The following is a 12,640-nucleotide window of genomic DNA, read 5'->3' on the forward strand; positions in this document are numbered from 1 at the left end:
ATGCCCCGGCTGATCGTCCTTGCCGGTCTGCCGGGCTCAGGCAAGACCACCATAGCCCGCGAACTGGCCCGACGGATCGGTGCGGTCTGGCTGCGTATCGACACGATCGAGACGGCGATCGCGGATGTGGACACCCCTGTGGAAGGCGCCGGCTACCAGGCGGCCTACGCCCTCGCCCGGGACAACCTGCGCCTGGGCCTGGACGTGGTGGGGGACAGCGTGAACCCCTGGATGGAGACGCGGGACGCCTGGCGCGCAGCGGGGCTGGACGCCGGCGCCCAGGTGACCGAGGTCGAGATCGTCTGTCGCGACACCGTCGAACATCGTCGCCGGGTGGAAACGCGGGAGACGGACATCCCGGGCCTGACGCCGCCGACCTGGCGGGAGGTCGTTGAGCGCGACTACCGGCCGTGGAGCCGCGAACGGGTGGTCGTCGACACCGCCGGCCGCGACGCCGAGGCCTGTGTCGCCGAGGTGATTTCGACGGGGAGGCGGTCCGCGCCAGCCAGACCTCCCGCCGCAGGACCCAGGTCTCGCGCACGCCTGGGCCACCGACGTAGATTCCGGGCGTGACGTCCACCAGTTCGGCTCCCTGCTTTTCCTTGATGCGGTGCGAACCGATGTTCTCCTGGGCGTTGCTGAGCCAGAGCTCGGGCCAGCCCAGTATGCGGAAGGCGTAGTCGGTCACCGCGTCGGCCGCCTCGGTCATCAAGCCCTGGCCATGCAGCCGCGGATCGAGCCAGAAGCCGCGCGAGTCCCGGACCTGGGCGTCGCCGGGCCAGAGGTCGATTCTGCCGCGCAGTTCGTCGTCATCCTTGAGCGTGATCGCCCAGAAGAATTTTTCGCCCTTCGCACGCTGATCGAGGCACATGGCCATGTTCGTCGCGGCGCCGTCGTCGGGGTAGGGCCAGGGCACGGCCGCGTTCAGGTGTTTCACCACCTCCCACTGCGGGAAGATACGCTGGATCGCCGGGACGTCGTGGTCCTGCAGCGGTCGCAGGATGAGACGGGCGGTCTCGAGGATGGGAGTCGGGGGGAGGGGAATGCGGTGGTCCATCGGTCTCTCTACGGTCTGAGCCGGAGGCCGGAACGGGCACCTTCCTGGATCGCTGGAGCCCCGGCCGGTTCGGCGGGGCGGGTCCGGGAAGGCTAGGCGCGTCTGCACGCTCGGCCGTTCGGACGCCCCGCGAGGGTGGCGTTCGGGCGACCGGACGGATTGGCGACCATGCGAACCATGTCCGCAGCCATAGCACGGAGGTGGGTCAGACGGCGAGCTTTCGCCGCGGGTCGCGGACGGCCGTCACGAGGATCACGAAGGCGGCGGCCAGGAAGCCCAGGGACGCCACGAACACGACGTCGTAGCCGAACAGCTCGGCGATGATCCCGCCGGCCAGGGGGCCGGCGGTCGCGGTGATACTTTCGGCCGTCGCGGAGACGGCGATGCGCATGGGCAGGTCGTCGCGGCTTCCGAACTCCAGGATCATGGTCTGGGAGGCCATCATGTAGCCGCTGAGCGAGGCGCCCAGGACCGCGAATGCGGCGAAGACCGCGGCGCCGTGGTGGAAGTTGAGCAGCATCAGGGTCGCGATGGTCCACCCGATCAGCGAGATCGTCAGCACCAGCTTGAAGCCCGTCTTGTCGCCCAGATAGCCCCAGAGGAGGTTCGAGGCGGTGTCGGCCCCGAGGAAGGCGAAGGTGAGCAGGCCGATGGTCGCCCCATCGGCGCCGATCTGGCGACCGACGTAGAGGATGTAGAACGGCGTGGCGATGCGGGCCGAGGTGGCCAGCATCTGGACCAGCAGGAAGAAGCCGTAGGCCCGATCCTGGGCGATCAGGGCCGGGAACTCCCGCAGACGGTCGCGGAAGCGGGCCTGCGGTCGGGTGGTGGGCGGCTCGGGCTCCTTCAGCAGGATCTGAAGCGCCCACAGGCCCAGGCTGGTCAGGAAGAAGGCGAAGAGGAAGGTGGTGGAGTAGCCGTTGCCGAACAGGTCCGGCTCGATGAAGTACTTGCCCGCCACCCAGGCCAGGATCGCGGCGATCAGGCCTCCGGTGGCGTTACGCCAGGCCTGGAGCCGGCCGCGCCGACTGATCGGGATCACCTTGGACATCAGCAGGCTGAACACCACCCGCTGCGCGCCCATGAAGACGCCGAACATGAGGATGAAGAACAGGAGCGCCCAGACGAGCGGCTGGCCGCTCAGGAACCACCCGGCCAGCGCCATGCCCAGGATGGCCAGCCGCCCCAGGCTGCCCATCCAGACGGCGGCGGGCATCACCTTGGTGCGGTGCTCGATCTTGGTGGCGCCGAAGATGGGCGAGATCACGCCGCCGAGTTGCTGGAGCGCCAGCCCCAGTCCGACGATGCCGTTCGATCCCGATACGGCGAAGAGATAGGCCGGCAGGAAGGTGGGCGCGTTGACCAGCCGGAAGCCGGTCATGCCCAGCATGCCGTGGAGGTAGTTGCCGAGATAGTTGCGACGCAGGTTGTCCCAGACGAACTTCTCGTAGGCGGCCTCGCGTTCCGCGAGATCGTCTGTCACCGCCGCGGCGATCGCGGCGTCGGAGTCGTTTTCCTCGAGTTTGGCGTCCAATCCCTCGCCCGCGCCACGGGTCTTCGCGCCCGCGTCCAACGGCTCCCTGACACTGACCTGTTTCGCCGGCCTGTTTTCGAAGGTCCGGTCCGTGCGGAGCCGATCCGCGTCCTATGCTAGGAGGAATCGCGGGGCGCGCAATGGGCCGTGGGCCGCATCGGCCAGCCTGAGGGGCGAGCGTGCTTGACCGCCGCCGCGGCGCCTGCCCAATGTCGGGGTGCGTCGGAGGCCAATGTCGCGGTGCGTCGGAGGAATTTGTCGATGAGATCTGTGGTTCTTGGCGCCGTCGCGGCCATCCTGGTCGCCGGGGTGGCCCATGCGGCGGATTTCGTCGTCGTGTCCTCGACCGAGCCGGGTGTGGCGCGCGGCCAGGAGTTCGCGGCCGGAACCCTGGTCCAGATCGCGCCGGGCAAGTCGGTGGTCCTCATCGACACCGCCGGACAGGTGGTCCGGCTGAACGGCGCGGCGGGCCAAGTGATCGTGCCGCGCCGGCAGTACGCCAGTGTCAACGAAGACCGCGTGGCGGTGCTGAAGATGCTGGTCGGCCCGCCGCGCGTACGTCGCGCGGCGCCGGGACTGGGCAAGGTCTGTCCCGAAACCGACATGACCGCCTTCGACGGGATCGTCACCGTGGCCCAGGTGGACGGCTGCCTCACGACGGCCCGGACCGCGTTCGAGGCCTATGTGGACAAGGCCCTGGTTTCGACCCGGCCGTAGCGGCGCCACAGTATGGCGAATGCGGCCGTCGCACCCGCCAGCCCGAGCAGAACAGGCGCCGCATAGGTGAAGCCGCCCCAGATCATCGCGGCCCCGATCAGGCACGCTCCGCCGCAGCCCACGTCCCACCCGCCCTCGGTCGCCACGTTGAAACGCAGCGGGCAGGCCGAGGCCTTGGCCAGATTGTAGATCGGGGCGCCCAGGGCCGGCATCCACACCGCCGTCACCAGGGCGCCGACCGCGTTGGCCGTCACCGCCAGGCCCGGCGAGCCGATGCTGACGGCGCGGAACATGAGCACTGTGGCGGCCACCAGGAAGGCGATGACGATGGCCGAGCGGCCGGTGCCTGCGTCGATCCGCTTGCCGATCCACAGGCTGAATCCGGCGCCCACCAACGCCGCGAGCGCCATGGCGCCGCCATAGGCGGTGAAGCTTCCGTCCAGGGCGGTGAAGAGGGCGATCTGCCAGACGAAGAAGTACCCCCCGGCGAAGACGCCGTCGCAGGCCGACAGCGCCGCGCCCGTGACCACCCCCTTCAGCGGTTCGCGGCTGGGCGCCGCCAGCGGAACCTCGGGCGCCCCGACCAGGGGGGCGGCGGCCAGGATCTGGATGGCGCCCGCGGCCAGGAAAGCCAACCAGGGGCCGCCCGCCGCCAGCAGGCCCGCGCCCAGCAACGGCGCGATCACGCCCACGATCGAGGTGAGCGCGGTCCGCAGGGCGACCTGGCTACCCCGGTGTTCGTCGTCTCCCACGGCGGCGAAGTAGGCGTGATAGCAGGTCCAGTAGAGCACGCTGCCGATCGGACCGATGAGCACGAACGCCAGGAAGTAGCCGTCGACGCCGGCCACCAGAGGCAGAAGCGGAAAGACGGCCGCCTCGCCCACCGTGCCCAGGATCAGCGTGCGCCGCAGACCGATACGCCGGGCCAGGGGCAGAACCACGGGGCGCAGGACGAAGCGGCCCGCCGTCAGCGCGGCCATGGCGCACAGGACCAGCGGCGCAGGCACGCCCGCCTGCAGCAGGAAGACCAGGACGAAGACGCCGCCAGCGCCCTCGGACAGGGCCTGGACGACGGTGTGCAGATTGACGCGGTTCACCGCGCCGTTGCCGAAGAAGCTCATGGAAGGAACGCCCGGAAGAGGAGTGCGCGCAAAGGCTCACGCCCGCGTCTTGCGGGGAGCCTTGGGTTCGGCGGGGGCTCTTAACCCCTGAGGCGTTCGCAGCCGGGACACATGAGGAATTGATGCCGCGAGGTCGCGGCTCATGCAACCGCGCCGGAAAGCTGACGTTCGCGAAAACCGACTTTCGGTTCGGCGGACCGCGACTGCGGCGCGCCAAGCGTCCCGGATTCTAGATCCGCTTGTACTCCAGGGTCGAACCGTCCTCGAGCTTGCCCTTCAGCGCCAGCCAGTTGCCCTGGGCGTCGTAGAAGTCGTCGATCTCGGCCTCGCCGCGGATCTGCCAATGGCCGGGCTTCACCTGCGCGCACCGCACCTTCAGCAGCGCGCCTTCCTGCTGGTTGAACAGGGGCCGGCGGAAGGCCGCCTGGTTCCAGTGGCTGAGCGGCATGGCGTCGGCGGGGCCGCGGCTGGCGCCCTTGGGCCCCGTGAGCTGGACAAACCCGTCCATGGCCCGGCCCGACGCCTTGTAGATCTTCCCGTTGCCGTTGGTGGTGGTCTCGATACTGGCCCAACGGCCGTCGGCCCAGCGTTCCACAGCCGAGTGCTTGTAGCGATAGACGGGGACGGGCCCGATCTTGACCGTCATGTCGACCTGGGTGTTGACGACACGGTTCGCGTCGTCGCCCGAGAAGGTCATCATGTGTTCGCCCACCTTCGTGCCGTTGCGGAAGACCGAGAAGGCCAGGCGCGGCGGCTGGGCGGCCAAAGAGGACGGGGCGAGGGCGAGGCCTGCGCCGGCGAGGATCAGGCCGCGGCGGGCGATCAGCAGGCGGTCGGTCATGATTGGCCTCCGGGCGCGGGTTCTGGGCGCGTGTCGCGAGTTTCTAGCGCGAACCGATACGCGTGCCAGCGTCCTTTGGATCCATCAGTGTCCCGGACGCGGCTTGTAGCTGCGCGGCTCGGGCGCCGGAATGGGCCGGGAGGCCGGCTTCTGGCCGTGCTGAGGTGAGGCGCAGGATTTCGGAAAGACCCAGCCCTGGCTGGGGGGTTGCTGCTGGAGGCCTCGGGTCATCGCCCTGTTCTCCTTCTTGCGATGTGATTTCTGACTCACGCAGCGGCCGGAAGCGAATCGGACGCGCGCACATCCACGTGAACGGTCAGCCGGGTGTCCCCTGGGTCCCCGTAGATGGCTCCGCTGACGGGCGTGGCGTCCTGCGGCGCACGGGCGGCCGCCACCGGGATCAGGTCCGGGCTCTCGGCCAGCGCATTGGTCGGGTCGAACTCCGTCCAGCCCAGGTCCGGGAGGAAGACTTCGCACCAGGCGTGGGTTGCGCCGGCGCCGCGAACCTGTTCATGGGCGGGCGAGAACAGGTAGCCGGTCACAAAGCGGGCCGCATACCCCAGCCGCCGCAGCGCCTCGACCATCAGCCAGGCGAAATCGCGGCACGTCCCCGACCTCAGGCGTACGGTCTGCGCCGGCTCCTGCGCCGCGCCGACGTCCCGGGGCTGGTATTCGAAGCCCCCGTGGATGGCGCGGTTCAGCCGCAGCAGGAAATCCAGGGCCGGCTCTTGGGGGCTGCCCATCTGCTCGCGCACCCAGCGCAGGAGGTGCTCTTCGGCATCCTCGGTGACCGGATCGACGAACGGCGACAGGATGGCGCGGTCGGCGGGCGCGTAGACGATCGGGGTCGCCGTGCGTGGATCTTCCACGCGCGGGTCCGAAAGCCGGGCGGGAAAACGCTCGATCACCAACTCGCTCACGATCGACAAGGTGGTGCTCTCGCCGCCGGGCGTGAAACTGCATACGGAGTTGCCGAGCGCGTCGTACAGCCAGCGGACGTCGCCGGGCGGGGAGACCGTGAGGACGGCGTCGACGACGCGGATGGCGTGGCTGTCGCGCGGCCGAACCAGCAGGCGGTGGGGCGCAAACGCCACGGGCCGCGCATAGGCGTAGAGCGTTTCGTGGCGGATCGACAGGCGGGCCATCCCGTCGGAATGGCCAGGGAGGCGGCCGGTTCCACCCGATACCGGCGTTGCGGCGCGTTCCGGGGCGTGCCATCGGCGGGCATGGCGCGGGACGTGATCCTGATCGGCGGGGGCCACAACGGCCTGACCTGTGCGGCCTATCTGGCCGCGGCGGGGCTGAAGGTGACGGTTCTGGAGCGGCGCGCCGTGGTGGGCGGGGCGGCGGTGACCGAGGAATTCCACCCCGGCTTCCGCAACTCCACGGCCAGCTACACCGTATCGCTGCTCAATCCCAAGGTGATCCGCGACCTGGATCTGGCGCGCCACGGGCTGAAGGTGGTCGAGCGGCGAATGGCCAACTTCCTGCCGCTGGACGGCGATGGCTTCTGCGTGGGCGACGGGCTGACACAGGCCGAGACGGCCCGCTTCTCGGCGCGCGACGCCGAGCGGCTGCCGACCTACTGGTCGCGTCTGGAGGCGGTGGCCGACGTGCTGCGCGAACTGGTGCTGGTGACGCCGCCGAACCTGGTCGAGGACGGCTGGGCGCAGGCGGCGCCGGACCTGCTCAAGAGCGTCGCGATCGGTCGCAGGCTGACCCGCCTCGACCTGACCGCCAAACGCGATCTGCTCGCCCTCCTGGCCCAGTCGGTGGGCGACTGGCTGGACGGCTGGTTCGAGAGCGACCCGATCAAGGCGGCCTACGGCTTCGACGGCGTGGTGGGGGCCTATGCCAGCCCCTATACGCCGGGATCGGCCTACGTCCTGCTGCACCACGTCTTCGGCGAGGTGAACGGGAAGAAGGGCGCGTGGGGCAACGCCATCGGCGGGATGGGCGCGATCACCGAGGCGATGGCCGCCTGCTGCCGGGCGCGCGGCGTCGAGGTCCGCACGGGAACGGCGGTGGCCGAAGTCCGGACGGTGAAAGGTCGCGCCACGGGCGTCGTGACCGAAGCGGGCGAGGTGCTGGCCGCGCGGGCCGTGGTCTCCAACCTGCACCCGCAGCTTCTCTTCCGGACGCTGGTGGACCCGGGCGTGCAGCCGACCGACTTCGCCGAGCGAATCGGCCGCTATCGGTCGGGGTCGGGGACCTTCCGGATGAATCTGGCGCTGTCGGAACTGCCGCGCTTCACCGTCCGGCCTGAGCGGGGCGACCACCACACCGCGGGGATCATCGTCGCCCCCAGCCTCGCCTACATGGAGCGCGCCTTCCACGACGCGCGGGCGAACGGCTGGTCGCAAGCCCCGATCGTGGAGATGCTGATCCCCTCGACACTGGACGATACCCTGGCGCCGCCCGGAGCCCATGTGGCGAGCCTGTTCTGTCAGCACGTCGCGCCCGAGCTGCCGGACGGCCGCTCCTGGGACGATTGTCGCGACGAGGTCGCCGACCTGATGATCGCGACGGTGGACGCCCATGCCCCCGGGTTCGCGCAATCGGTGCTGGGCCGGCAAATCCTGTCGCCGCTGGACCTGGAGCGGACCTTCGGCCTGGTGGCCGGCGACATCATGCATGGCCGGCTCAGCCTGGATCAGCTCTTCTCGGCCCGTCCCGTGCTGGGCGCGGGCGATTACCGGACGCCTATCCGCGGGCTCTACCAGTGCGGCGCGGGCACGCATCCCGGCGGCGGCGTGACCGGCGCGCCGGGCCACAATGCGGCCGCCGAGATCCTGAAGGATTTCCGCCGCCGCCGGATCTGACGACGAGCATCGGCGCCGCTTGCATGAACAAATGGAGAACACTATCCTTCGCGCATGGCCGCCCTCACGCTCAGGCAGAAGCTCGCGATCCTTTCGGACGCCGCGAAATATGACGCCTCGTGCGCGTCGTCGGGGTCGGTGAAACGGGACTCGCGGGGCGGACGCGGGATGGGGTCGACGGATGGCGGCATGGGCATCTGCCATGCCTATGCGCCGGACGGGCGGTGCATCAGCCTTCTGAAGATCCTGCTGACGAACTTCTGTGTCTACGACTGCGCCTACTGCGTGAACCGGGTCAGTTCGAACACGCCTCGGGCGAGGTTCACGGCGGACGAGGTGGTCGATCTCACCTTGGGGTTCTACAGGCGGAACTACATCGAGGGCCTGTTCCTGTCGTCGGGGATCATCCGCAACCCGGATTACACGATGGAGGAGATCGTCCGCGTGGCCCGGGCGCTGCGCGAGACCCACGATTTCCGCGGCTACATCCACCTCAAGGTGATTCCCGAGGCGTCGCCGGCGCTGGTGAGCGAAGCGGGGCTCTACGCGGATCGGGTGTCGATCAACATCGAGCTTCCGCGCGACGACAGCCTCGAGAGCCTCGCGCCCGAAAAGGACGCGCCGGGCATCCGCAGGGCCATGGGCGCCGTGCGTCTCGCCGAGGACGCCGCCCGCGAGCCGGCGCGCAAGGCCCGGCCGCCGAGGTTCGCGCCGGCCGGCCAGTCCACCCAGATGATCGTGGGCGCCGACGGCGCCAGCGACGGCGAGATCCTGAGGCGCAGCGAGACGCTCTACGGCGCCTACCGGTTGCGGCGGGTCTACTATTCGGCCTTCTCGCCCATCCCCGAGGCGGCCGCGCGGCTGCCGCTCAAGCCGCCGCCGCTGGTGCGGGAGCACCGTCTCTATCAGGCCGACTGGCTGATGCGGATCTATGGCTTCGGCCGCGCCGAAATCCTGGACGAGGACGCAAACCTCGACCTGACCGTCGATCCGAAGTTGGCCTGGGCGCTACGACGGCGCGAGGACTTTCCGGTCGATGTGAACACGGCCGACCGCGAGATGCTGCTGCGCGTGCCGGGCCTGGGCGTGCGAGGCGCGGACCGTATTCTGGCGGCGCGCCGGCTGAAGCGACTGGAACTGGCCGACCTGAAACGCATCTCGCGCAGCCTGGAAACCCTCAAGCCGTTCGTCGTCGCCGCCGACTGGTCGCCGGGCGGCCTGACCGACAGCGTGGGACTTCGGGCGCAGTTGGAGCCGTTCCAGCCCGATCTCTTCGCATGAGAGTGGTGCGGCTGGCGCACGAGACGGACCTCGCCGGCTGGCGCGAAGCGGCCCGGCGCCTTCGGGCCGAGGGCGTGGCGCCCGAAGACGTGTTCTGGGCGGTGGAGGGCGGGGGAAACCTGTTCGCGGCCGACATCACATCGGAGGTCGGGGTTGGCCAGGCCGATGCGGGGGAAGGATTCACCGTCTCGCGCGATTTCGTGGCCGTGGCGGAGCGGGCCGTCCTGAACCGCTCGGACGAGCGGTTCGGCCTGCTCTACCGCCTGCTTTGGCGGTTGAAGGACGAGCCCCGGCTGATGCGCGATGCGTCGGACGCGGACGTCTGGCGGGTTCAGGCTCTGGCGCGTGACGTCGACCGGGCGGCCCACAAGATGAAGGCCTTCGTCCGTTTCAGGGCGGTGCGCGATGCGGCTGGGGAGGCCTTCGTGGCCTGGTTCGAGCCGGCCCACCGCGTGGCCGAGGCCACCGCGCCGTTCTTCGTCCGGAGGTTCGCCAACATGCGGTTCTCGATCCTGACGCCGGACGTCTGCGTGCATTGGGATACGCAGAACCTCGGCTTCACGCCGGGCGCCGACGCCGCGGCGGCGCCGCGAGCCGACTCGCTGGAGGACGACTGGCGCACCTACTACGCCTCGATCTTCAATCCGGCCCGCCTGAAGGTGGATGCGATGACGAAGGAGATGCCCAGGCGCTACTGGCGGAACCTGCCCGAGGCGGCGCTCATTCCGGAGCTCGTCGCCAACGCCCAGGACCGGACCCGCCAGATGGTCGCCGCGCCCGCCTCGAAACCCGCCCGCCGGATCGCTGGGGTTCCGCGCGCCGGGGCGGCGGGGCCGTCCGACGATCCGCCACAGAGCCTGGAGGCCGTCGCGGCGGGCGTTTCGGGCTGCCGTCGCTGCGATCTGTGGCGCGACGCGACGCAGGGGGTGGCGGGCGAGGGGGCCGGGGCGGCCCGGATCATGTTCGTCGGCGAGCAGCCCGGCGACCAGGAGGACCTTGCCGGCCGGCCGTTCGTGGGACCGGCGGGCCAGCTTTTCGACCGCGCTCTGGCGCAGGCCGGCGTCCCGCGCGACGCGGTGTGGATCACCAACGCCGTCAAGCACTTCCGGCACGAACTCCAGGGCAAGCGCCGCATCCACAAGACGCCCTCGGCGGGCCAGGTCGCGGCCTGTCGCTGGTGGCTGGACGCCGAGCGTGCGCTGGTGCGGCCGAAGGTGATCGTGGCCCTGGGCGCGTCGGCGGCGCTGGGCGTCATCGGCAAGGCGACGTCGGTCGGCAAGGCCCGGGGCGCGCCGATTTCCCTGGCCGACGGAACGCAGGCGGTGATCACCTGGCATCCCTCGTACATGCTGCGCCTGCGGGACGCCGCGGCCAAGGCGGCGGCGTTCGAAGGGTTCGTCGCGGATCTGAAGAGCGCCTGGTCCCTAGCCGCCTGAGGCGGGACGTCGGCGCAGGCCGGCGGCGAAGAACCCCAGGCCGATCAGAGCGGCCACGACGCCGGACGCGAGGAAGGCGGCTCGGTACGAGGCCGCTTCGGCGACGAGGCCGAACGCCAGCATCAGGATCACCGTACCGCCCTGCATCACGAAGCCCTTAACCGAAGCGACGGTCGCGCGCGTCTCGGCCTGAAGGCGGTGGTGGAACCGGGCGTCGGCGTTCACGTCCACGAGCCAGAACAGGGCGACGTAGATCACCGGCAGCATGACCGACCAAGGTCGCCAGGTCAGGGCCGCGGCGACAACGCAGCCTCCGGCCACGGCGATCATCAGGCACAGCGCCAGGGTCGGCAGGCCGCGCAGGCGGTGCGCAACGGCGGCGGCCAGGACGCCCGAGGCGGCGAGCGCGGCGACGAAGAGCGCGATGGCGGGCTTTGGAAGGCCCACCTGCTGGCCGAAGATCTGCCAGTAGTCGGCCAGGGCCGAAACCACCGCCTGGGTGGTGGCGATGAACGCCAGGAGGGCGGGGATTCCCGGCAGGCTTGCGGCTTCGCGAAGGCCGCGTCCAAGGTGCCGCAGGGTGTTCCAGCCGCTGCCGACAACGGCGCGAGGCGCCTTGGGCAGCAACAGCGCCGACGCGCCGGCCGCGACGCCGGCCAGGATGCTGCCGCCGATCAGGGTGGGATAGCCCAGGGACGCCAGCGGCGCGGCGAGGAGGGCCGCGGTCAGGAGGCCGGCGAAGCGGGCCGATTGGGCTCGGCCCAGAACCCGCACGTACTCGGTCTCGCGTCCCAGCGCTTTCAGTTCGTCGAACAGTGCCGCCTCGAACGCGCCCGAGAGAGTCGCGCTCTTGAGACCCCAGAGCATGAGTCCGACCAGGAAACCCCAGAAGCCGGGGAAAGCCAGCCAGACGACAAAGCCCAGGCAGCGGACGAACTGTGCGATGGCCAGGAGCCAGCGCCGCGAGACCCGGTCGGCCAGCACCCCGCAAGGCACTTCCAGCACCAGGCAGACCGCCGACCACGAGGCGAGGATCACGCCGATCCGCCCGGGCGTCAGGCCCTGCTCGGCGAACATCACCGTGTAGAACGGCGCGATGAGAACGAAGCTGTCGAGGAACCGGAGCGCGCAGGCGCCGAGGAGGAGCCGGTTCACCTAGGCCATGAAGCCAGCCTCGGCGAAATCCAGCATCCGGGCCAGCAGCGCCTCGGTGTCGCCCTCACGCGTCAGGCCGCCCGAAAGGTGGTGCAGTCGGTCGAATTCGGCGAAGCGGTTGTTGTGGACCATGCCCAGCACGAAATGCAGGCGCCAGTAGACGTCTTCCTTCGGCAGGTCGGGCCGCGCGGACATCAGGGCGGCGGCGAACCGCTCCAGGTGGCTCACGTCGTTACGCAGGACTTCCCGCATCTCGGCCGTGCCCTCGGATCGGGCGCGGATGATGAACTGGGCCGAGACCCGCCGGTCGTGGTCGGGCGTTCCCCAGCGCAGCGGTGGGCCGAAATAGGCCTCCAGGATGTCGCGCACGGGCGGGCTGCCGGCGTGTCGGGCGGTGGCCTCGTGGAGCATGCGGGCGCGCTCGCGGTTCAGCTCGGACGTGCGCCGCCGGAAGATCTCGAACAGCAGGGCGTCCTTGGAGCCGAAATGGTAGTTCACGCTGGCCAGGTTGACCCCGGCCTCGGCGGTGATGTCGCGCACCGACACGTTCTGGAAGCCATGCAGGGCGAACAGCCGCTCAGCGGCGTTGAACACCGCCGCCTTGGTCGCAGCCTGAGCCTCGTCGCTGTCGTGAGGATCCTGAAGTAGGGGATCGGTCATGCGAATCCCTTGTGAG

General features: G+C 70.0%; 12 protein-coding genes and 1 pseudogene. 5 read left to right on the forward strand and 8 right to left on the reverse strand.

The annotated features are described in order from the left end of the window. A complete protein-coding gene (locus ABS78_RS05820; RefSeq protein WP_293375986.1) occupies positions 1-573 on the forward strand; it encodes an AAA family ATPase in 573 nt (190 codons plus the stop codon). Positions 574-598: 25 nt separating this feature from the next. On the opposite strand, the pseudogene ABS78_RS23890 reads toward ABS78_RS05820, so the two are convergent. Both ABS78_RS23890 and ABS78_RS05825 read right to left on the reverse strand, forming a co-directional pair. Next, positions 599-1,057: pseudogene (locus ABS78_RS23890) on the reverse strand (GNAT family N-acetyltransferase); the annotation flags it as partial. Positions 1,058-1,262: 205 nt separating this feature from the next. Continuing rightward, positions 1,263-2,591 carry an MFS transporter gene (locus tag ABS78_RS05825; protein WP_293375988.1) on the reverse strand — a complete coding sequence of 443 codons (1,329 nt, stop codon included), beginning with the start codon at positions 2,589-2,591 and terminating at the stop codon, positions 1,263-1,265. Positions 2,592-2,852: 261 nt separating this feature from the next. Here ABS78_RS05825 and ABS78_RS05830 point away from each other — a divergent pair, with 261 nt between their 5' ends. Next, the gene (locus tag ABS78_RS05830) at positions 2,853-3,308 is read left to right on the forward strand and encodes a hypothetical protein (RefSeq protein ID WP_293375990.1); all 456 of its coding nucleotides are present in this window, start codon (positions 2,853-2,855) and stop codon (positions 3,306-3,308) included. On the opposite strand, the gene ABS78_RS05835 is transcribed toward ABS78_RS05830, so the two are convergent. The 4 genes from ABS78_RS05835 to ABS78_RS05850 all read right to left on the reverse strand — a co-directional run bounded on the left by ABS78_RS05835 (position 3,272) and on the right by ABS78_RS05850 (position 6,415). After that, positions 3,272-4,429 (reverse strand): MFS transporter, encoded by a 1,158-nt coding sequence (locus ABS78_RS05835; protein WP_293375992.1) that lies wholly within the window; start codon positions 4,427-4,429, stop codon positions 3,272-3,274. The genes ABS78_RS05830 and ABS78_RS05835 overlap by 37 nt on opposite strands. 229 nt (positions 4,430-4,658) lie before the next feature. Continuing rightward, positions 4,659-5,270 (reverse strand): DUF6134 family protein, encoded by a 612-nt coding sequence (locus tag ABS78_RS05840; RefSeq protein WP_293375994.1) that lies wholly within the window; start codon positions 5,268-5,270, stop codon positions 4,659-4,661. Between the two features lie 84 nt (positions 5,271-5,354). Continuing rightward, positions 5,355-5,501 (reverse strand): hypothetical protein, encoded by a 147-nt coding sequence (locus tag ABS78_RS05845; protein ID WP_293375996.1) that lies wholly within the window; start codon positions 5,499-5,501, stop codon positions 5,355-5,357. 35 nt (positions 5,502-5,536) lie between these two features. Further along, on the reverse strand, positions 5,537-6,415 hold the full coding sequence (locus ABS78_RS05850) for a transglutaminase family protein (protein WP_293375998.1): 879 nt from the start codon (positions 6,413-6,415) through the stop codon (positions 5,537-5,539). A gap of 81 nt (positions 6,416-6,496) precedes the next feature. On the opposite strand from ABS78_RS05850, the gene ABS78_RS05855 reads away from it, so the two are divergent. Genes ABS78_RS05855 through ABS78_RS05865 form a run of 3 tightly spaced genes read left to right on the forward strand, consistent with a single transcriptional unit; the run spans position 6,497 to position 10,809 of the window. Continuing rightward, positions 6,497-8,092, forward strand: coding sequence for an NAD(P)/FAD-dependent oxidoreductase (locus ABS78_RS05855; protein ID WP_293376331.1), 1,596 nt, complete (start codon positions 6,497-6,499; stop codon positions 8,090-8,092). Positions 8,093-8,146: 54 nt separating this feature from the next. Continuing rightward, the gene (locus tag ABS78_RS05860) at positions 8,147-9,373 is read left to right on the forward strand and encodes a putative DNA modification/repair radical SAM protein (protein WP_293376000.1); all 1,227 of its coding nucleotides are present in this window, start codon (positions 8,147-8,149) and stop codon (positions 9,371-9,373) included. Continuing rightward, a complete protein-coding gene (locus tag ABS78_RS05865) occupies positions 9,370-10,809 on the forward strand; it encodes a UdgX family uracil-DNA binding protein (protein ID WP_293376002.1) in 1,440 nt (479 codons plus the stop codon). The genes ABS78_RS05860 and ABS78_RS05865 overlap by 4 nt, the downstream gene beginning before the upstream one ends. Here the strand turns inward: ABS78_RS05865 and ABS78_RS05870 are convergent. After that, positions 10,798-11,964 carry an MFS transporter gene (locus ABS78_RS05870; RefSeq protein WP_293376004.1) on the reverse strand — a complete coding sequence of 389 codons (1,167 nt, stop codon included), beginning with the start codon at positions 11,962-11,964 and terminating at the stop codon, positions 10,798-10,800. The genes ABS78_RS05865 and ABS78_RS05870 overlap by 12 nt on opposite strands. Further along, positions 11,965-12,624: a TetR/AcrR family transcriptional regulator gene (locus tag ABS78_RS05875; RefSeq protein ID WP_293376006.1), complete on the reverse strand. Its 660-nt coding sequence runs from the start codon at positions 12,622-12,624 to the stop codon at positions 11,965-11,967. Positions 12,625-12,640: the final 16 nt, after the last annotated feature.

It is taken from the genome of Phenylobacterium sp. SCN 70-31 (assembly GCF_001724605.1).
Lineage (GTDB): Bacteria > Pseudomonadota > Alphaproteobacteria > Caulobacterales > Caulobacteraceae > Phenylobacterium.

What these genes read in the sequence shown, in the direction of transcription:
- ABS78_RS05820 (WP_293375986.1), top strand. Translation starts at nt 1, where the DNA reads ATGCCCCGGCTGATCGTCCTTGCCGGTCTGCCGGGCTCAGGCAAGACC.
- ABS78_RS05830 (WP_293375990.1), top strand. Translation starts at nt 2,853, where the DNA reads ATGAGATCTGTGGTTCTTGGCGCCGTCGCGGCCATCCTGGTCGCCGGG.
- ABS78_RS05835 (WP_293375992.1), bottom strand. Translation starts at nt 4,429, where the DNA reads ATGAGCTTCTTCGGCAACGGCGCGGTGAACCGCGTCAATCTGCACACC.
- ABS78_RS05840 (WP_293375994.1), bottom strand. Translation starts at nt 5,270, where the DNA reads ATGACCGACCGCCTGCTGATCGCCCGCCGCGGCCTGATCCTCGCCGGC.
- ABS78_RS05845 (WP_293375996.1), bottom strand. Translation starts at nt 5,501, where the DNA reads ATGACCCGAGGCCTCCAGCAGCAACCCCCCAGCCAGGGCTGGGTCTTT.
- ABS78_RS05850 (WP_293375998.1), bottom strand. Translation starts at nt 6,415, where the DNA reads ATGGCCCGCCTGTCGATCCGCCACGAAACGCTCTACGCCTATGCGCGG.
- ABS78_RS05855 (WP_293376331.1), top strand. Translation starts at nt 6,497, where the DNA reads ATGGCGCGGGACGTGATCCTGATCGGCGGGGGCCACAACGGCCTGACC.
- ABS78_RS05860 (WP_293376000.1), top strand. Translation starts at nt 8,147, where the DNA reads ATGGCCGCCCTCACGCTCAGGCAGAAGCTCGCGATCCTTTCGGACGCC.
- ABS78_RS05865 (WP_293376002.1), top strand. Translation starts at nt 9,370, where the DNA reads ATGAGAGTGGTGCGGCTGGCGCACGAGACGGACCTCGCCGGCTGGCGC.
- ABS78_RS05875 (WP_293376006.1), bottom strand. Translation starts at nt 12,624, where the DNA reads ATGACCGATCCCCTACTTCAGGATCCTCACGACAGCGACGAGGCTCAG.